We start from the raw sequence: 18,098 nt of genomic DNA on the forward strand, positions 1-18,098 counted from the left end.
TCCCGGGTGATCCGGACGAGCCGGGTCAGCCGGGCGGCGTCAGCCTGGTCAGCCGGGTCAGCCGCCCAGGCGCAGGGCTGCCACGATGCTGATAACGAGGCCAACGAACGCGAGCACGCCCACCAGGAACATCGCAGCCCCGGGATTGCCGAAGTTCAGGGTCCAGCCGAGGCCGAACCGGCGCGGCACCATGAGTGCGGGGTCGTCACGGTTGACGTAAACCAAGCCGCCGCGCCAGAACCTGTCGTCATCCACGTGCGTCAGGCCTGTATCCGGTTCCCCCTCATCCGGCACGCGGTTGTTCCGCGCCAGCACAATGGCAGCAACAGTGACTCCGGCCAGGACAGGAAGTACGACGGCGAGCGGCGCCCAGGTGCTGACGGTGCCCGTCCACATCAGCAGCGATGAGAGGAGCATTCCGAGGTCGATCATGGCCACCAGGCCCAGCAGGGCTTTGACGCTCTGCGCCGTGTACCGGCGGTGCCAGCGGGCAGAGGAGACGGGGTACGCAGGGTCGATGTCCGGGCGGCTCCGGTGCACTGCAACGGCCACTGCTGCCAGCAGCGCCGTCAGGCCGCACTGCACGAAGACCAGCGAGAAAGCGCTGCCGATCGACTTGGCGGCGAGCCGGTCGGGCACGCCGTCCGCGCCATAGTGCACGGCGAGCAGCGCCGGCATCGATGGATAGCGTAGAGCGCCGATGACCAGCGTGGCGGCCGTGATGGCGAGCGCCGGGACCAGCCAGAGCCAAGGGAAGGGCACCCGCGCCGGCTGCGCTTCCAGCCCGTCTTCAGACGGCGCCCCTGCCCCCGGGCCGGCATCCGCTGCTGCCGCTTGCCGGACGCCCTCGAACCAGCCCCCGGCGGCCTTGGCGGCGCGGATTGCGTGGTTGGCCAGGACAAAGCAGGCGTACCACGTCCCGACGAGGACCAGCACGGACAACGGCAGCAGCAGCGCCTCTCCGCTGGCGGCAGAGACGGCAGCCGTTGCCGCAGCCACAACCACCGCGCTGGCCAGCACCCGCTTGCGGTAGGTGCGGATCTGCCCCACGATCACTGGATCAGCGGCGTAGCGGGACGGCACCCGGACCCCGAACGGCACCGTGGCACTGTTGATGGCCGGCAGGGCGAGGGCGAGGACGGTCACCATGGCCAGCAGCGCTGACGTCAGGATGATGGCGACGGTCACGGCATGTCCTTTCTCCTTCCAGTTGTAGAAGAAATGTCCGCCAAAAGGAATGCCCCGCCAAAGACCCTTGACCTGTCACTTGTTTTTTGCAAGTGTTACTTGCATCACCCAAGTGCCTACGAAAGAAGACCATCATGACTTCCATGTTCGTCAACCTGCCGGTCACCGACCTGGACCGCGCCAAGGCGTTCTACACGGCCATCGGATTCACCATCAACCCGCTCTTCACGGACCACAATGCTGCCTGCGTGGTTGTTGAAGAGGACCACAGCTACTTCATGATCCTTGTGCGCGACTTCTTCCAGACCTTCACCGACCGGCCCATCGGAGACCCGGCCGCCGCAGTGTCCGTCTCAACGGCAATTTTCCTGGACGACAGGGAAGCCGTGGACACGGCGGTCGCCGCAGGCCTGGCCGCGGGCGGCTCCGAGGACCACCCGGCCACGGACCTCGGCTTCATGTACCAGCGCCAGCTCACGGACCCTGACGGCAACGTCCTGGAATTCGGCTACATGCACCCCGCTGCGGCCGAACAGGGCCCCCAGGCTTTCGTAAACCAGCAGTCCTAGGGCCGATGGCGGCACGGGACTACGGCCAGTACTGCGGCGTCACACGGGCCCTTGAGCTCGTGGGCGAACGCTGGGCCCTGCTCATCGTGCGCGACCTCCTGGTGGGGCCGCGCCGCTACGGTGAACTCGCCGCGGGCCTTCCGCGGATACCGAGCAATATCCTGGCGGCGCGGCTCAAGGAACTGCAGGCGGCCGGGATCATCCGCCGCGTACCGCACTCGCGCGTCATCGTTTACGAACTGACGCCGTACGGCAGTGAACTTGAGCCGCTGGTGCTGGCCCTCGGCGCCTGGGGGTTCAAGGCGATGGGCGAGCCCAGGGCTGACCAGGTCATCACCCCCGATTCAATGACCATGGCGCTGCGCACGGCCTTCCGTCCGGAGGTGGCGGCCCACCTGCCCCCCACCTCCTACGCCGCCGATTTCGGCCCTGCTGCCCTGCTGATCCGGGTGGACGGCCGCACCCTTGGAGTGGAACGCGGGGACGGCCCTGCCGACCTCGCTTTCTCCGCCGGTCCCGATGTCCGCCGGCTCATTTCCGGCGAGCTGACGCCGGGCCGCGCCATCACCACCGGCGCGGTCAAGGTGCTGGCCGGCCGCGGCGACCTCCTGGAGCGCTTCGCCAGCACCTTCCACCTGGCCGCCTAGCCTGGCAAACCATCCCCGGGCACCCTTCGCCCAGGCAGCTCAGGGGATATTGCTCCCCCGCGCCGTCACCCACAGCCGGTACCAGTCGGCGCGGGTCAGGGCCTTGGAAACGCGGGCCGCGTCCCCGCACGCCCTGATGCGGCCGGGATTGGCGGTGCCAATCACCGGCGCGATGCCCGCAGGGTGCTTCATCAGCCACCCCAAAAGGACCGACTCGCCGGACGTGCCGTGTTCGGCTGCCAACTCCGCCACGAGTTCCGCGGTGGCGGCTTCGGACGATGTTGGACTGTCGGGATCAGCTCCCGTGTAGAGACCCCGCGCCAGCGACCCGTAAGCCTGGAGCGTGATGTTGTTGCGCGTGCAGTACTCCAGCGTGCCGTGCGGGAAGCTGTAGTCCAGGTGTTCGGGGTGGTTGACCAGCACCTGGCTTTCAAGCCAGGCCCGCTTGAGCAGGCTCATCTCCAACTGGTTGGCAACAACAGGTGTTTCCAACCGGTCCTGCAGCACCTCAATCTGCGCCGCAGACATGTTCGAAACACCCAGCTGCCGCACCTTTCCTTCGGCCATGAGCTGCCCGACGGCGGATGCCACCTCGGCGGGGTCCGCCAACGGATCCGGCCGGTGCAGCAGGAGGATGTCCACGTAGTCCGTCCGGAGCCGTTCCAGGCTGCCGTTCACGCGCTCCAGGATGGCGTCCCGGCTGAGGTCATAGTGCGTCTGCAGGCCGCGTTCGTTCAGCCTGATGCCGCACTTGGTCTGGAGGCGGATCCGCCCGCGCAGGCCCGGAGTGGAGGCGAGCACCTCACCAAAGACGGCCTCGGACTTGCCGCTGCGGTAAATGTCGGCATGGTCGAACAGGGTGATGCCCGCGTCCAGGGCCGCCTGGACGGCAGCTGCGGCCTCGTCCACATGGCCGGGGCCGTGTGGTTCGTCGGTCCAGCTGCCGCCCAGGCCCATGCACCCGTAAATGAGTTCCTGCATCAGGAATTCGCGTCCGGCCGGCCGGCAACCATCGTCAGCGCAGCCATGCGGTGGTGTTGGCCGGCAGCTTTCCGTCTTCCAGCGGCGCGCTGCTGACCAGGACGTCACCGGCAGGAAGCGCCACGGCCGTGTTCCCGAAGTTGGTCACGGACTGCCAGCCGTTGGGGCGCTTGAAGTGCAGGATGTCCGGGGTGCCGCTGTCCACCCATTCGAGTTCCTCGCCGGTCTGCAGTTCCCTGCGTAGCTTCAGGGCCTTGCGGTAGAGCTCCAGGGTGGAGCCGTCCGTACCGTCCTGCGCTTCCACGGCGTACTTGCTGAACCAGCCAGGCTGGGGCAGGTGGGAGCCGCCCTCACCAAACCCGAACGACGTACCCTCAACTTTCCATGGCAGCGGCACCCGGCAGCCGTCACGGCCGATTTCCACGCCCTTGTTGCGGAAGAAGGACGGGTCCTGGCGCTCCGACTCGGGGATGTCAGCCACTTCCTGCAGGCCGAGTTCCTCACCCTGGTAAAGGTATGCGGAACCGGGGACGGCGAGCATCAGCAGCGTTGCCGCCCGGGCACGGCGTTCGCCCAGTTCAACGTCCAGCTGATCGGCGGGGGCGCCGGCCAGCAGCCAGTCCTTGCCGTCCTGGCCCTTCGCGCCGGCCTTGGTCTTCGCGATCTGCGGCAGCGCGTAGCGGGTGGCATGCCGGACCACGTCGTGGTTGGAGAAGACCCACGTGGAGGAGGCCCCGGTGGCGGTGGCTTCGGCGAGGTTGCGGGTGATGATTTCCCGGTACTCGGCGGCGTCGAAGTCGGACTGCAGCAGATCGAAGTTGAAGGCCTGGCCCAACCCCTGCGGGCTGGCGTAGCGGGCCCGGCGGCTGGCGTGCACCCAGGCTTCGGCGACAGCCGTGCGCGGCGGGTTGTACTCGTTGAATACCTCGCGCCATTCCGCGTAGACCTCGTGGACTTCGTCGCGGTCCCAGAACGGGTGCGTGCCGTCGTCGAATCCGTCCACGCCGGTGTTCGCGGCACTGAGCTCCAGCTTGGACAGCAGCGGCTCGGTGAGGTCCTTGGTGAGCGCATGCGCCACGTCGACCCGGAAGCCGTCCACGCCGCGGTCGGACCAGAAACGGAGGGTCTTCAGGAAGTCGTCACGGATTTCGCGGTTGGCCCAGTTCAGGTCCGGCTGTTCCTTGGCAAAGATGTGCATGTACCACTGCCCCGGCGTACCGTCCGGTTCGGTGATCCGTTCCCACGCAGGGCCGCCGAAGACCGAGTCCCAGTCCGACGGCGGGAACTCGCCGTTGGGGCCCTTGCCGTCGCGGAAGATGTACCTGTCGCGGGCCGGGGATCCCTTGGGCGCGGCGAGCGCCTCCCGGAACCACTCATGCCGGTTGGACGAGTGGTTGGGGACGATGTCGGCAATCAGCTTGATCCCGGCCTCGTGCAGGGCCATGGCCATGGCGTCGAAGTCCTCGAGCGTGCCCAGCTTGGGGTCCACGTCGCGGTAGTCGTCCACGTCGTAGCCACCATCCGCGAGTGCCGACGGGTAGAAGGGGCTCAGCCAGACGGCGTCGATGCCCAGCGTCTTCAGGTACGGGACCTTGGCCGTGATGCCCTTCAGGTCGCCGATGCCGTCGCCGTTCGAATCGGCAAAGCTGCGGGGGTAGATCTGGTAGACGGAGGCCTGTCGCCACCAGTTCGGATCGGACAGGCGATCGGAGTCGGACAGGGTTGCCAGGGTGGCGGTGGTGGACAAGGAGGGATCCTTTTCTGCTGGTCGCGGCGTTTTTATATTGGATCTAAATTTACTTGCCTAAGTATTATCTGGTGCTTTGCACCGGGAGGTCAACAGTGCTGGCCGGGGACCGTTGGTGGTTCCGGCGCTGCCGTCCGGGTCACTCGGGCATGATCATGGTCCGCAGGTCCAGCTGGCGGAGCACCCGGTCCGCCACTTCGGGGTCCATGTCAGGTTCGCTCCGCGCGGCCACCACTTCCTGCCGGGCGGCGTCCAGCGCGATGGTCTGGACCGCGATGGCCAGTTCCCGGCCACGTTGGCGTTTCTCCGGCAGGGACTCGTTCCGGAGGCTGCCGTCCAGGAGTTCGGCCTGCAGCCGCTTCATCCTCTCCTTGACCAGTTCCACTTTTTCGGGCGGGAGGTCCTTCATGAGGTCGTGGCCCTTGAGTGCTGCAACGGCGGCACCTTGGGCGCGCTTGGCCAGCAGCCGTGCGGCATCGCGTTCCTCCGACCCGTCGCCGGTGGCCTTCAGGACCCGCATCAGCCACGGCAGGGTCAGCCCGGGCAGGACCAGGGTGGCGAGCAGGACGGCGCAGGCGATGACCAGCAGATAGTCCCGTCCCGGGAACGGGCTCCCGTCCGCCAGGGTCACCGGCAAAGCCAGGGCGAGGGCCAGCGTTGCCAGGCCGCGCATGCCGCACCACGTCAGGATGACCACTTCCTTCAGGGACGTGGGCTGCAGCAGGTTCCGCCGTTTCCGGGCTCCGAGGGCCAGCACGGCCAGCCACAGGAACCGCACGCCGAACACCAGCACGCAGACCACCAGGGCCACGCCGATCATGCCGAAGATTGCCGTTCCCTCGTCCCTGATCACGTGCCGGATTTCCAGGCCCACCAGCCCGAAGGCCAGCCCGGTGACCAGGAGCTCCACCACGTCCCAGAAGGCGTTGCGGGTAACCCTCTCGGCGGCGTCCTGCGGCCGGGAGTGCCTCTGCATCTCCAGGGCGGTGACCACCACGGCGATCACGCCCGAAGCATGCACCTCCTCGGCCAGGATGTATGCCGCGAAAGGCACCACCAGCGTGATGGCACTGCGTGCCACCATCGAGTTCACCAACCGGTACGCGAGGGCAATGACCCAGCCCATGGCGACGCCGACCACCACGGCAAGTGCCGCGCCCACCACGAACTTCAGGACGACGTCGGCCTCCACTTTGGTGCCGCCCACGGCCGCCGCGACGGCCGCCTGGAAGATGACGATGGCCGCGGCGTCGTTGAACAGCCCCTCGCTTTGCAGGACGGTAGTGAGCCTGCGCGGCATGTGCACGCGGCTCGCCACGGATTCGACGGCCACCGGGTCCGGCGGTGCCACCATGGCGCCCAGTGCGATGGCGGCGGGGATGCCGATCCCGGGGATCATGAGCCACGCGGCGCCTGCCACCGTTGCCGTGGTGATGACCACCAGCGCCACGGCCAGCATGATCAGCGTCCGCCACCGGACCCGGAACACGGCCCAGGAGCTCCGCTGGGCCGTGGCGAAGAGCAACGGCGGCAGGAAGATCGGCAGGATCAGTTCCGGCTCTATTTCGAGGTCCGGGAATCCCGGAATGAAGGTCAGCGCCACCGCCAGGAGCAGCATCAGGACCGGATACGGCAGGCGCAGCCTGTCCCCCAGCCCCACAGCTACAACGGTGGCCAGGAGGAGCCCAATAATCAGTGCCAGCTGGTCCATCTGCTGCGGTTCCGCTTAGGCCTGCGGCTCCAGCGCTGCCGCCACCGGAAGCGACCCGTCACGGAATTCGATGGTCCGGCCCGCGGTTTCGGGCAGGTCCAGCACCGCTGCGGCAACAATAGCGGTATTGGCACGGGACGTTTCTCCGCCGCCTTCCTTGGGCGGGTTGACGTCGATGCGCCCTGAGCCCGGCTTCTCCGTCAGGGAACCCGGGCCAAGGATGGTCCACGCCAGGTCCGTGCCGCGCAGGTACTCGTCCGCGTCCGCCTTGGCTTCGGCGTAGGCGTAGAAGCTGTTGGCCTCAGGCACCCCGTGGTCCTTGCCGGCGCCCAGGTAGGACACCATCACGTACCGGTTGACGCCTGCCTGCGCTGCGGCATCCATGGAGCGGATGGCCGCGTCCCGGTCCACGGCGTAGGTGCGGTCCGGGTTGCCGCCGCCGGCTCCGGCCGACCACACCACGGCGTCGTGGCCCTGCAGCGCTTCGGCGATGGCCGGCGTCGGGGCGTTTTCAATGTCCAGGACCGACGGCGTGGCACCGGTTGCCGTGACGTCGGCGGCGTGGTCCGGGTTGCGGATGAACGAGGTGACGCTGTGGCCTTCCCCGGTGAGGAGGGTGGACAAGTGCAGGGCCACTTTGCCGTGGCCGCCAATGATTGCGATTCGGGTCATGGACCCATTCTGCCCCCTAGCTGCAGTTCCCACTGAGGCTGCGGTAGCGGAGGTACATCACACCGTTTCCGAACCGGCGCTCCTCGAGGAGTTCGAGGTTGAGCTCCAGGCCTTCCGGGAAGAAGCGCAGCCCGCCGCCCACCACCACCGGGCTGACGAACACCTGGCACTCGTCCACCAGCCCTGCGGAGAGTGCCGCCACCGCGATGGTGGCACCGCCGATGCCGATGGTCCCATCCGCGCCGTCCTTGAGCTTCTGCACGGCGTCAGGATCGAACCGGCGTTCGATCCTGGTCCGCGGGGTGGCAGGGCGTTCCAGCGTGGTGGAGTAGACGATCTTGTCTGCAGCGCGCCAGATCCGGGAGTAGTCCTGGATCACCGGCGGCTCATCCGAAGGCGGAGCGCCAAAGGTTTCCCAGGCAGACATCACCTCGTACATCCGCCGCCCGTACAGGTAGGTGCCGGCGTCCCGTTCGAGGTCGTTGACGAACGCGTGGACTTCCTCGTCCGGGGCGCTCCAGTCGAAGTTGCCGTTCCGGTCCGCGAGGTAGCCGTCCAGCGAAATGAGGCCCGAGTAGATGAGCTGCGCCATGCCCTATGCCTTTCTTGTACCGGAGGACGGAAGCGGCGAGAGGAGGGCGGCCTGCAGCCCGGGGCTGAGCCCCTCCGGCACGTCCAGGTCCACGTTCAGGGCCAGCAGGGCACGGCTGAAGAAGTTCCGGGCGGCCGCAGCCAGTGTGATGTCGGCGATTTCTCGGTCGCTGAAGCCAAGGTCACGAAGCCGCTGCGCATCTGGATCCGCCATGCCTGCAGCGTCGGTGCTCAGCTTCACGGCGTAATCCATCATGGCCACCTCACTGGCCGGCAGCCCGGCCTGATGGAAGTCCCGGGCGATCGCCGCGAGCTCCTCCTCCCCCATGATGGTGAGGGTCTTCTTGCCGTGCGCCAGACGGCAGTGGGAGGACCCCAGGGCCTGGGCTGCGGCGAGCGTGACCAGTTCGTAGCGGCGCAGCCCCAGGGACGAGCTGATGGCCCGTGTGAGCGCCTCCCAGGCCAGGTAAGCCTCAGGGTTCAGGCTCATGGCCTTCGTGTGGCTGGGGACGTGCCCCAGCGTGCGGATGTCGTCGCTGTAAATCCCTGCCTGCAGACCGTCCGCTTCGGCTTCGGGGATCATGCGGAGGATGGTCATGGCTGGTCCTCGGGGGCAGGGCGATGGCTGACGCGCCCATTGTTGTCCGGGTGCGGGTTTTTGTAAACAGTCCGTCAGGCCTTGCGGTTCACTAAGTACTGCTGGCCGAGCGTCCAGAGGTTCGACACCGTCCAGTAGACCAGGACCCCGATGGGGAAGAACGCCCCGCCGAGGGCGAAAACGATGGGCAGGGCGTAGAGGAGGATCCGCTGCTGGCGGACCAGCGGGTTGTCGGCGTCCCCCGTGGTCATGGTGCGGGCGGACACGAGTTTCTGGGTCAGGAACTGGCATGCGGTCATCACCAGGATCATGGCGACGGCGAGCACGGCGACTGCCGCCGCGTCACCGCCGCCATGGAGGAGGGAGGCCGACAGCGGCGCACCGAAAATGGTGGACACGTTGAATTGCTCCGCCTGGGCGGCCTCCATGGCGCCAATGCCTGTCCCCCGCCCCACTGCGTCGGGGATGCCGGCGAGCACCTGGAAGAGGCCCAGGAAGAACGGCGCCTGGATCAGCAGCGGCAGGCATGCGGAGAAGGGGTTGGTGCCGTGCTTTTTATACAGGGCCATCTGTTCCTGGGCCATGGCCTGCCGCGATTGCTGGTCCGTTCGGCCCTTGTACTTTTCCTGGAGGGCCATCAGGTCCGGCTGCAGTTGGCGCATGCGCCGCTGGGCCCGCACCTGCGCCAGGAACACGGGGATCAGCGCGGCGCGGACCACCAGCACCAATCCGATGATGGCCAGCGTCCAGGTCCCTCCGCCGTCCGCGGGGAGGCCCAGGGCGGTCAATCCGTCGTGGAAGGCCACCAGGACTGCGGACATCAGCCACCTGAATGGCTCCATGACCTGTGCAAGAACATCCACCGATTCCCCCGTTCGACAGTTGCTGCAAAACTACTGCCCTTCGGAGAAACAGGAAAGCCCCCGGAATCTCGGGGGATTCCGGGGGCTTAGCCTGTAGCGGTGGGGAGGCTCGATCTCCCGACCTCACGATTATGAGTCGTGCGCTCTAACCAACTGAGCTACACCGCCACGAATGAGAAAAACCTGCGTCAAGCCGGTCAAAACCGCCTTGACGCAGGCCCTCATTCAGAGCCCCCCACCGGAATCGATCCGGTGACCTCGTTCTTACCAAGAACGCGCTCTACCACTGAGCTAGGGGGGCAACGAAGAAATACTCTACCGGAAGATTTAGCTCCCAACAAATCGGCGCTCGGACAGCTTCCAAGGGCGGCCAGCCGGCCGCGTGAAGGCCTCTCGGCGGGTCTGTTTTCCGCGCCACAGCAGGGATCCGGGGTACGGCCGGGCGCCCTGCACCGGGGTGCGGGACCTCGAAAAAGGCGTCCGACGGCGGCAATCCCGCCACGGGGTGTGGCGAGTCACACACACAACATGCCGCAGCGGCGGCGGGCGCATCCGCAGCAGCGCCGCCGTCGGCCGCCGGCCGTATGTTGTTAACGCAAAAGGATGGGCCGGCTCGAAAGCCGGCCCATCCTTTTAAACGTCAGACTGGCTGGCGTTTACCACTTGCCCTTGCGGTTGAAGTCGCGCTGGCCACCCTCGCCGCGCGGCTTGCGGGAACCGTCGCCGTGGCCGCCGAAGCGCGAGTCGCTGGCCTGGCCGCGGCTGGCGCCGGAGTCGGCGCCAAAGGAGCGCTCAGAGCGCTCGCTGTAGGAGCGTCCGCCACGGTCAGCGGAGGAACGCTCGCCGTCGTTCTTGCGGAAATCCTTTTTGAAGCCGCCGTTGCCCTTGAAGTTGCCGCCGCCGGAGCCGCCGGAGTAACCGCCGCGGTCGCCGCCACGGTTGCCCTGGTAGGCGCCACGGTCACCGGAAGGCTTGCGGCCGTTGTCCAGTTCGAGGTGGATCAGCTCGCCGCCGATCCGGGTGCGGGACAGTGCACGCAGCTGCTCGGGGCTCAGGTCCGCGGGCAGCTCCACCAGGGAGTGGTCCGAGCGGATGTCGATGCCGCCGATCTGTGCGGAGGAGATGCCACCCTCGTTGGCGATGGCGCCCACGATCGAACCGGGCATGACACGCTGGCGGCGGCCCACCGCAATGCGGTACGTGGCGTTGCCTTCGGTCAGCTGGCGGGTGGGGCCACGGGAGCCGAAGCCGTCCTTGGAGCGCTCGCGCTTCTGGAAGTCCGGAGCTGCAGCCAGTTCCTTGACCAGCAGCGGCTGTCCGCCCTGGGCCATGACGGCCAGTGCAGCAGCAATCTCCGCAGCGGGAACGTTGTGCTCCTCTTCGTAGGACGCGATGAGGTCGCGGAACGCGGAGACGTCTTCCGAGGCAAGGGTCTCGGTGATCTTCTCGGCAAACTTGCCCAGGCGCAACGTGTTGACCGTCTCGGCAGTCGGCAGGTGCATCTGTTCCACGGGCTGGCGGGTGGCCTTTTCGATGGAACGCAGCAGGTACTTTTCGCGGGGCGTCATGAAGAGGATGGCTTCGCCTGAACGGCCTGCGCGGCCGGTGCGGCCGATCCGGTGCACGTAGGACTCGGTGTCGTGCGGGATGTCGTAGTTGACCACGTGGCTGATGCGCTCCACGTCAAGGCCACGGGCCGCGACGTCGGTGGCCACGAGGATGTCGATCCGGCCTTCCTTCAGCGCGTCCACGGTGCGCTCGCGCTGCTGCTGCGGGATGTCGCCGTTGATGGCGGCAGCCTGGAAGCCGCGGGCGCGCAGCTTGTCAGCCAGGTCCTCGGTGGCCATCTTGGTGCGCACGAAGGCGATGACGCCGTCGAACTCTTCAACCTCGAGGATGCGGGTCATGGCGTCCAGCTTCTGCGGGCCCATGATCTGCAGGTAGCGCTGGCGGGTGTTGGCACCGGTGGTGGTCTTGGACTTGACCTGGACCTCGGCGGGGTCGTTCAGGTACTGCTTGGACATCCGGCGGATCTGGCCCGGCATGGTGGCCGAGAACAGGGCCACCTGGCGGTCCGAGGGGGTCTGCTGGAAGATCTGCTCCACGTCTTCGGCGAAGCCCATGCGGAGCATTTCGTCGGCCTCGTCCAGCACCAGGTACTGCAGCTCGGACAGGTCAAGGGAACCCTTGGAGATGTGGTCGATCACGCGGCCGGGGGTACCCACAACAACCTGGGCGCCGCGGCGCAGGCCGGCCAGCTGGGGGCCGTACGCGGAGCCGCCGTACACGGGCAGGACGGTGAAGTCGTCGATGTGCTTGGCGTAGGAGGTGAAGGCCTCGGCAACCTGGAGTGCCAGCTCACGGGTGGGGGCGAGGACGAGGGCCTGGGTCTTGCGGGACGGGCCGTTGAGGTCGTGGAGTTCAGCCAGGCGGGACAGTGCCGGCACTGCGAATGCTGCAGTCTTGCCGGTACCGGTCTGCGCCAGGCCAACAACGTCGCGGCCTTCGAGCAGCAGCGGGATGGTGGCGGCCTGGATGGGCGAGGGCTTCTCGTATCCAACATCCTGCAGGGCGGCGAGGACGCGGCCGTCGATGCCGAGATCGGCGAACTTCACGGTGTCGTCCTCGTCGGCGTCAGCCTTGGCGTCGTTTTCAACCTTAGCGTCGCCGTTCGTCTCGGCATCAGCTGCGGGGGCGGCAGCCGGGGCTGCTTCCTCAATCGCGGGGGTTGCTGCCTCGTCGATGGCTTCGGTGGTTTCGTTCTGGTTTTCGGGCATAGGGAAATATTCCTCATCCATAGGGGGCCAGGCGGCACTACCCGGGGGTGAGCGGAGCCGCAGTACGCGTGCCGTGGGTGCCGGGCAAACGCTGACCGGCCGGTCACAGAAGTCCGGCGCTTTCGCAATCCCGTGGCAGGACTTCGCGCTGCATCTCTTGGCTGCTATCCCAGCAGTCTGTACAGCGTTTACTTCAGCCGGCTCTCCCTATGAAAATGCCCGTCAGATGCGGGCCCCAACACTTGCCAGTCCTGCCTCAACAATTGGGCAGGAAAAAGGGATTTCCGGAGTGGGGGATGTTTCAAGTGTAAGGTATGCGCGCCCCGCGTTGGTAATTGAACCGGCGGCGACGGCGGTGAGGTTGCGCACATGGACGCCGTGCCACGGTACTGCAGCCCGGCGTTACTGCCCAAGCCTGCGCAGCAAAGCCTCGAACTTCTTACCGAACTCGGGCTGCTGGAGCCTGATCTCGCCGTCGGCCTCGGCATCCCGGAGCGCTTCCATGGACTCCAGGTCAGGATCGCTGAACCATTTGCCCACGGTGACACCGTGCTGCGGAACGTACGTGCGGTGGATGTGGTCCCCCGCCTGGATACTGCCGGTCCTGATGACCCGCAGGTAGGCTCCCACCCGCCCTTCGTCGGTGAAGCGCTTGACCCACTGGTGCTCCCCCAGCCGCCGCTGGAACGTGGCGCACGGCGTCCGGGGCGAGGTGACTTCCAGCTCCACGTCCAGCCCGATCCTCCACCGCTCACCAATCACCGCGGAGGTGGCATCGAGGCCGGCCACGCGGAGGTTCTCGCCAAACTCCCCCGGCGGGACTTCCCGCTGCAGCATGTCGCCCCAATAGTCGGCGTCGGCCTGGGAGTACGCGTAGATAGCCTGGTCCGGGCCGCCGTGGTGGACCCGGTTGGCCTGGATGTCCCCCGTCAGTCCCAGCCGGTGCACCTTGACCGGACCCTCCGCCGGGCGCTTGTCGATGGCGGTCACGCCCACGTTTGAGGCATCCGGCAGGAGCTGGTGGACGCGACAGACGGCAAGCAGTGAAGCGGTTTCCATGGCTCCAGTCTAGGGTCCGGCCCTTGGGCTCATATTGTGGGCAGTTCTCCCCTGTTTCAGGCTCGCAGCGGGCACGGGCAGGGGCTACGCTGATGTGCAGATCACAACTTGGGGTGCAGCGCTGTGCCCAATTCACGTGGATGACTGAGGGGGACGCCGTGGATCCAGACGATAAAGGTCCAAAGAACGAGCCGGACAACCAACCGGGCAGCAACGCCGGCAACGGCCAGCCGGGCGGCGATGCCGAGTCCCCAGATGGGGGCAATACCCCCAAACCTCCCCCGTGGCAGGTGCCCAAGCCGGAGCTCCGCCCCGAGCTCCTCAACGAACCCGTCACCCCGGTGGACCCGTTCGCCCGTGACCGGGAGAAGCAGCAGAACGAGGCAGTGGCCCGCAAGAAGCGCTCCCAGCGGCGCACCGTCGTCGTCGGCCTGGGCGTGACCGCCCTGCTCGCCGGCACCATCACCGCCGTCGTGGCCAGCAACCAGGACGATCCCGAATACGCCCAGGTGTGCTTCAACGACGAAACCGGCGAACGCGTAGAGGACGCCAGCTGCAACAGCTCGGCGGGGCGCAGCGGCGGCATCTACGCGTGGTACTTCTACTCCCGTGGCGCCTCAGTGCCTGCCGTGGGGCAGAACCGGTCCACCGCACCGAACTACACCCGGACCATGCCCAGCGGCGCGAAGGCCTCCACCGGCTACAGCAGCAAGGGCGGCACCGTCAGCCGCGGCGGATTCGGCACCAGCGCCAAGAGCGGCACCAGCGGCGGCAAGAGTTCGGGGGGCTGAGCGTGAAGCGGTTGCTGTCAAACCCACGCCCGGGCTGGAAACAGAAAATTGAAGAACAGGGCCTGGTCTTCTCCACCACCACCATGGATGACGGCCGGAAGATCGAATACTGGAACGAGTCCGCCTACTACGAGTTCACCGAAGATGAGGTGGAACGGCTCGAGGAAACGGCCGAGGAAATGCACCGCATGTGCCTCGAGGCCGCCAAGTTCCTGGCCACCGGCGCCATGGGCCCTATCGGTATTGGCCCGCAGGCCCTGGAGCTTGCCGCCGAGTCGCTCCAGGCCGGCGACGTTGATGTCTACGGCCGGTTCGACTTCATCTACGACGGGCAGGGCGGCCCGGCCAAGATGCTCGAATACAACGCGGACACCCCCACCGGCCTGATCGAGGCTGCGGTGGCCCAGTGGTTCTGGCTCCAGGACGTGTTCCCGGAAAAGGACCAGTGGAACGGCATCCATGAAGCGCTGATCCGGCAGTGGAAGAAGTTCCAGTACCGTACCGGCATGTCCACCCTGCATGTGGCCCACTCCGAGGTGGAGGAATCCGGCGAGGACTGGATGACCGCCGCCTACATGCGGGACGCCGCCAGCCAGGCCGGCTGGACCACCATCGGCATCAACATGTCCGACATCGGCTGGGACCCCAACCTGAACAGGTTCGTGGACATGGACAACTTCATGATCAGCACCATCTTCAAGCTCTACCCGTGGGAGCTGATGATGAAGGAACCATTCGGACCCCGTCTGCTGGAGCGTGCCCATAACCCGCGCTGGGTGGAACCGGCGTGGAAAATGCTGCTCTCCAACAAGGCGCTCCTTGCCGCGCTCTGGCACCTCTACCCCAACCACCCCAACCTGCTGCCGGCCTACCTGGACAATCCCGGTCCGCTGAAGGAATGGGTGGCCAAGCCGCTGCACGGCCGCGAGGGCGACAACATCAAGATCCATGCACCGGGAATCAGCCTGGAACAGCCCGGCGGGTACGGCCGGGAAGGCTGGTGCTACCAGCAGTACCAGCAGCTGCCCGACTTTGACGGCAACCATCCGGTGCTGGGCCTGTGGGTGGTGGACGGCGAATCCGTGGGCTGCGGCATCAGGGAATCGGACGGGCCCATCACGGACTACTTCTGCCGCTTCGTACCGAACACCATCGACGCGCCCGCACCGCTGGGCGCCGGAACTTCCTCCAGCAAGGCAGGTATCACCCTATGAGCACAGACATGACGACGGCGGGAGGCCAGGGCGGCCCGTCCGGCACCACCGTCCAGGCCAAGGGCCTGCGCGCCGGCATCCTGGACCTCGGCGACTCCGTCATGCTCGGCCTCGCCTCCACGGCACCGGTGTACTCCCTCGCCGCGACGCTGGGCCTGATCGTGGCGGTCAACGGCAACTACACGCCGTTCGTGCTGCTGCTCGGGTTCATCCCGGTCCTGTTCATCGCCTACGCCTTCCGGGAACTGAACAGTGCCATGCCGGACTGCGGCACCACGTTCACCTGGTCGCGGCGGGCCTTCGGCCCCTGGGCGGGCTGGATGGGTGGCTGGGGTGTGGCGCTCGCCGGCATCGTGGTGCTGGCGAACCTGGCCCAGGTGGCGGGGCAGTACCTCTGGCTGCTCATCGGTGACGGATCCCTGGCCCAGAACAAGCTGGTGGTCACCGGCACGGGTGTGCTCTTCATTGTGCTGATGACGCTCGTGAACTACCGGGGCATCCGGCTGGGCGAGCACGTCCAGCGGGTGCTGACCTACGTGCAGTACATCGCCCTGGGCATTTTTGCTTTGGCGATTGTGATCAGGATTGTGGGCGGCCCGCCAGAGGGGCAGGCGTTCGACTTCGAGTGGTTCAACCCGGTGGGCGCGTTCGCCGACCCCGGCGCCGTGGTGCATGGTGCCCTGCTGGCCCTGTTCATCTACTGGGGCTGGGACACCTGCCTGGCCCTGAACGAGGAAACCGAAAACCCGTCCAAGACCCCCGGCCGCGGCGCCGTCATCTCGGCGTTCGTGCTGGTGGCCATCTACGTCTCCGTGGCGCTGCTGGTGATGATGTACGCCACCGTTGGCAGCGACGGCATTGGCCTGGGCAACGAGGCCAACCAGGCCGATGTCTTCCTGGCCATGAAGGACGTGGTGCTGGGCCCGTGGGGCTGGCTGATCGTCGTCGCGGTCCTTGCCTCGGTGCTATCCTCCACGCAGACCACCATCCTGCCCACGGCCCGCGGCACCCTCTCGATGGGGACGCACGGGGCCCTGCCGCCCAAGTTCGGCGAGGTGCACCCCCGCAACCAGACGCCCGGCTTCTCCACCAAGGTGATGGGCATTGCGGCCGGGGCCTACTACGTGGTGATGAGTTTCCTCAGCGAGAACCTGCTGGCCGATTCCATCAGCGCCATCAGCCTGTTCATCGCCTTCTACTACGCGTTGACCGGGTTCGCCTGCTTCTGGTACTTCCGCGGGACGCTCCGCGAATCGGCGCGCAACCTGTGGTTCCGCGGCGTCCTGCCGCTGCTGGGCGCGCTGCTCCTCACCGCGGCGTTCTTCATCTCTGCCGTGCAGATGTGGGATCCGGCCTACGGCGATACGCAGATCTTCGGCGTCGGCGGCGCGTTCGTCAGCGGCGTGGTGCTGCTGGCCCTGGGCGTGGTGCTCGCCGCCGTCTGCCGGTTCCTGCCCTCCACCCGCGGCTACTTCCTGGCCAAGAAATGACCGGTGACGCCATGGCTGCCGGCCCCTCAGACGTCCTGGACCTCGACGCCCTGCTTAGCGGCGAAGAGCTGTCCCTGCGGCAGAAGGTACGCGACTTCACCGCCCAGCGGATCAGGCCGGACATCGCCCGCTGGTACGAGGACGGCGTCTTCCCCGTGGAACTGGCGCCGGAACTCGGTGAGCTCGGCGTACTGGGCATGCACCTGGAGGGTTATGGCTGCCCGGGCCGGACCGCCGTCGACTACGGGCTGGCGGCGATGGAACTGGAGGCCGGCGATTCCGGGATCCGCACGTTCGTGTCGGTGCAGGGCTCGCTCGCTATGACCGCCATCCACACGTGGGGCTCCGAGGAGCAGAAGCAGGAATGGTTGCCGCGGATGGCCGCCGGCGAGGTAATCGGCTGCTTTGCATTGACCGAACCCAGTGCCGGTTCCGATCCGTCCTCGATGGCCACCACGGCAACGCGTGACGGCAGCGGGGACAACGCCGGGTGGATACTTAGCGGCGCCAAACGCTGGATCGGGCTCGCGTCCGTGGCCGGCGTGATGGTGGTGTGGGCCATGACAGTGGACGGTGTCCGCGGGTTCGTGGTCCCCGCAGGCACCCCCGGCGTCACCGCCACGCCCATCGGGCAGAAGCTGTCCATGCGCGCATCGATCCAGTGCGACATAACGTTCGACGGCGTCCGACTGGGTCCCGAGGCCCTGCTCCCCGGAGCGTTCGGCCTGCGCGGACCGTTCACCTGCCTGAACGAGGCCCGGTACGGCATCGCCTGGGGCGCCATGGGTGCAGCCCGTGACTCCTACGAAGCCGCCTTGGCCTACTCGCAGGACCGCCTCCAGTTCGGCAAGCCGCTGGCCGGGTACCAGCTCACCCAGGAGAAGCTGGTGAACATGCTGGTGGAAATCCAGAAGGGAACCATGCTGGCGCTGCACCTGGGCCGGCTCAAGGACGCCGGTACCATCCGGCCCGAGCAGATCTCACTCGGTAAGCTGAACAACGTCCGCGAGGCCATCAAAATCGCCCGCGAAGCCCGCACCATTCTGGGCGGCAACGGCATCACCCTGGACTACCCGCCGCTGCGGCACGCCGCCAATCTCGAGTCGGTGCGCACCTATGAGGGCACCGACGAGGTCCACACCCTGATCCTGGGCCAGCACATCACGGGCCTGCCCGCCTTCCGCTAACCCCTCCCCCAAC

General features: G+C 67.0%; 16 protein-coding genes and 2 tRNA genes. 6 read left to right on the plus strand and 12 right to left on the minus strand.

Features of this window, described 5'->3' with window-relative positions; genetic code table 11:
* Positions 1-57 precede the first annotated feature (57 nt).
* Positions 58-1,188 carry a DUF1648 domain-containing protein gene (locus AC1DBN_RS05430; protein WP_477722706.1) on the minus strand — a complete coding sequence of 377 codons (1,131 nt, stop codon included), beginning with the start codon at positions 1,186-1,188 and terminating at the stop codon, positions 58-60.
* Positions 1,189-1,322: 134 nt separating this feature from the next.
* Between AC1DBN_RS05430 and AC1DBN_RS05435 the strand changes: the two genes are divergently transcribed.
* The gene (locus AC1DBN_RS05435; RefSeq protein ID WP_091722086.1) at positions 1,323-1,757 is read left to right on the plus strand and encodes a VOC family protein; all 435 of its coding nucleotides are present in this window, start codon (positions 1,323-1,325) and stop codon (positions 1,755-1,757) included.
* A 5-nt stretch (positions 1,758-1,762) separates the two neighbouring features.
* The gene (locus AC1DBN_RS05440; protein ID WP_477722707.1) at positions 1,763-2,404 is read left to right on the plus strand and encodes a winged helix-turn-helix transcriptional regulator; all 642 of its coding nucleotides are present in this window, start codon (positions 1,763-1,765) and stop codon (positions 2,402-2,404) included.
* Between the two features lie 39 nt (positions 2,405-2,443).
* Here AC1DBN_RS05440 and AC1DBN_RS05445 read toward each other — a convergent pair whose 3' ends face one another.
* The 11 genes from AC1DBN_RS05445 to AC1DBN_RS05495 form a co-directional block, all read right to left on the minus strand.
* Positions 2,444-3,385 (minus strand): aldo/keto reductase, encoded by a 942-nt coding sequence (locus AC1DBN_RS05445; protein ID WP_477722708.1) that lies wholly within the window; start codon positions 3,383-3,385, stop codon positions 2,444-2,446.
* Between the two features lie 34 nt (positions 3,386-3,419).
* Positions 3,420-5,132, minus strand: a complete 1,713-nt coding sequence (locus AC1DBN_RS05450; RefSeq protein WP_477722709.1) for a glycoside hydrolase family 13 protein — start codon at positions 5,130-5,132, stop codon at positions 3,420-3,422.
* A 139-nt stretch (positions 5,133-5,271) separates the two neighbouring features.
* On the minus strand, positions 5,272-6,843 hold the full coding sequence (locus tag AC1DBN_RS05455; protein WP_091722095.1) for a Na+/H+ antiporter: 1,572 nt from the start codon (positions 6,841-6,843) through the stop codon (positions 5,272-5,274).
* Positions 6,844-6,858: 15 nt separating this feature from the next.
* On the minus strand, positions 6,859-7,515 hold the full coding sequence (locus tag AC1DBN_RS05460) for an SDR family oxidoreductase (RefSeq protein WP_091722098.1): 657 nt from the start codon (positions 7,513-7,515) through the stop codon (positions 6,859-6,861).
* 16 nt (positions 7,516-7,531) lie between these two features.
* Entirely contained in the window at positions 7,532-8,107 is a 576-nt protein-coding gene (locus AC1DBN_RS05465; protein WP_091722101.1) for a dihydrofolate reductase family protein, read from the minus strand.
* Positions 8,108-8,110: 3 nt separating this feature from the next.
* Complete coding sequence (locus tag AC1DBN_RS05470) at positions 8,111-8,704, minus strand: carboxymuconolactone decarboxylase family protein (RefSeq protein WP_091722104.1); 594 nt, start codon at positions 8,702-8,704, stop codon at positions 8,111-8,113.
* A gap of 74 nt (positions 8,705-8,778) precedes the next feature.
* Positions 8,779-9,567: a membrane protein insertase YidC gene (yidC, locus tag AC1DBN_RS05475; RefSeq protein ID WP_477722710.1), complete on the minus strand. Its 789-nt coding sequence runs from the start codon at positions 9,565-9,567 to the stop codon at positions 8,779-8,781.
* Positions 9,568-9,661: 94 nt separating this feature from the next.
* Positions 9,662-9,735: transfer RNA gene (locus AC1DBN_RS05480), tRNA-Met, on the minus strand.
* Between the two features lie 61 nt (positions 9,736-9,796).
* Positions 9,797-9,868 (minus strand) — tRNA-Thr (locus AC1DBN_RS05485).
* Positions 9,869-10,223: 355 nt separating this feature from the next.
* A complete protein-coding gene (locus tag AC1DBN_RS05490; protein ID WP_477722711.1) occupies positions 10,224-12,344 on the minus strand; it encodes a DEAD/DEAH box helicase in 2,121 nt (706 codons plus the stop codon).
* Between the two features lie 402 nt (positions 12,345-12,746).
* Positions 12,747-13,403 carry an MOSC domain-containing protein gene (locus AC1DBN_RS05495; RefSeq protein ID WP_477722712.1) on the minus strand — a complete coding sequence of 219 codons (657 nt, stop codon included), beginning with the start codon at positions 13,401-13,403 and terminating at the stop codon, positions 12,747-12,749.
* A 140-nt stretch (positions 13,404-13,543) separates the two neighbouring features.
* On the opposite strand from AC1DBN_RS05495, the gene AC1DBN_RS05500 reads away from it, so the two are divergent.
* Genes AC1DBN_RS05500 through AC1DBN_RS05515 form a run of 4 tightly spaced genes read left to right on the plus strand, consistent with a single transcriptional unit; the run spans position 13,544 to position 18,085 of the window.
* Positions 13,544-14,194, plus strand: a complete 651-nt coding sequence (locus AC1DBN_RS05500) for a Tat pathway signal protein (protein WP_477722713.1) — start codon at positions 13,544-13,546, stop codon at positions 14,192-14,194.
* A 2-nt stretch (positions 14,195-14,196) separates the two neighbouring features.
* Entirely contained in the window at positions 14,197-15,408 is a 1,212-nt protein-coding gene (locus AC1DBN_RS05505; protein WP_477722714.1) for a glutathionylspermidine synthase family protein, read from the plus strand.
* Positions 15,405-16,898, plus strand: a complete 1,494-nt coding sequence (locus AC1DBN_RS05510) for an APC family permease (RefSeq protein ID WP_477722715.1) — start codon at positions 15,405-15,407, stop codon at positions 16,896-16,898. Before AC1DBN_RS05505 ends, AC1DBN_RS05510 begins: the two co-directional genes overlap by 4 nt.
* Entirely contained in the window at positions 16,895-18,085 is a 1,191-nt protein-coding gene (locus AC1DBN_RS05515; protein ID WP_477722716.1) for an acyl-CoA dehydrogenase family protein, read from the plus strand. The genes AC1DBN_RS05510 and AC1DBN_RS05515 overlap by 4 nt, the downstream gene beginning before the upstream one ends.
* Positions 18,086-18,098 lie beyond the last annotated feature (13 nt).

The organism is Pseudarthrobacter sp. 10T415 (assembly GCF_056394175.1).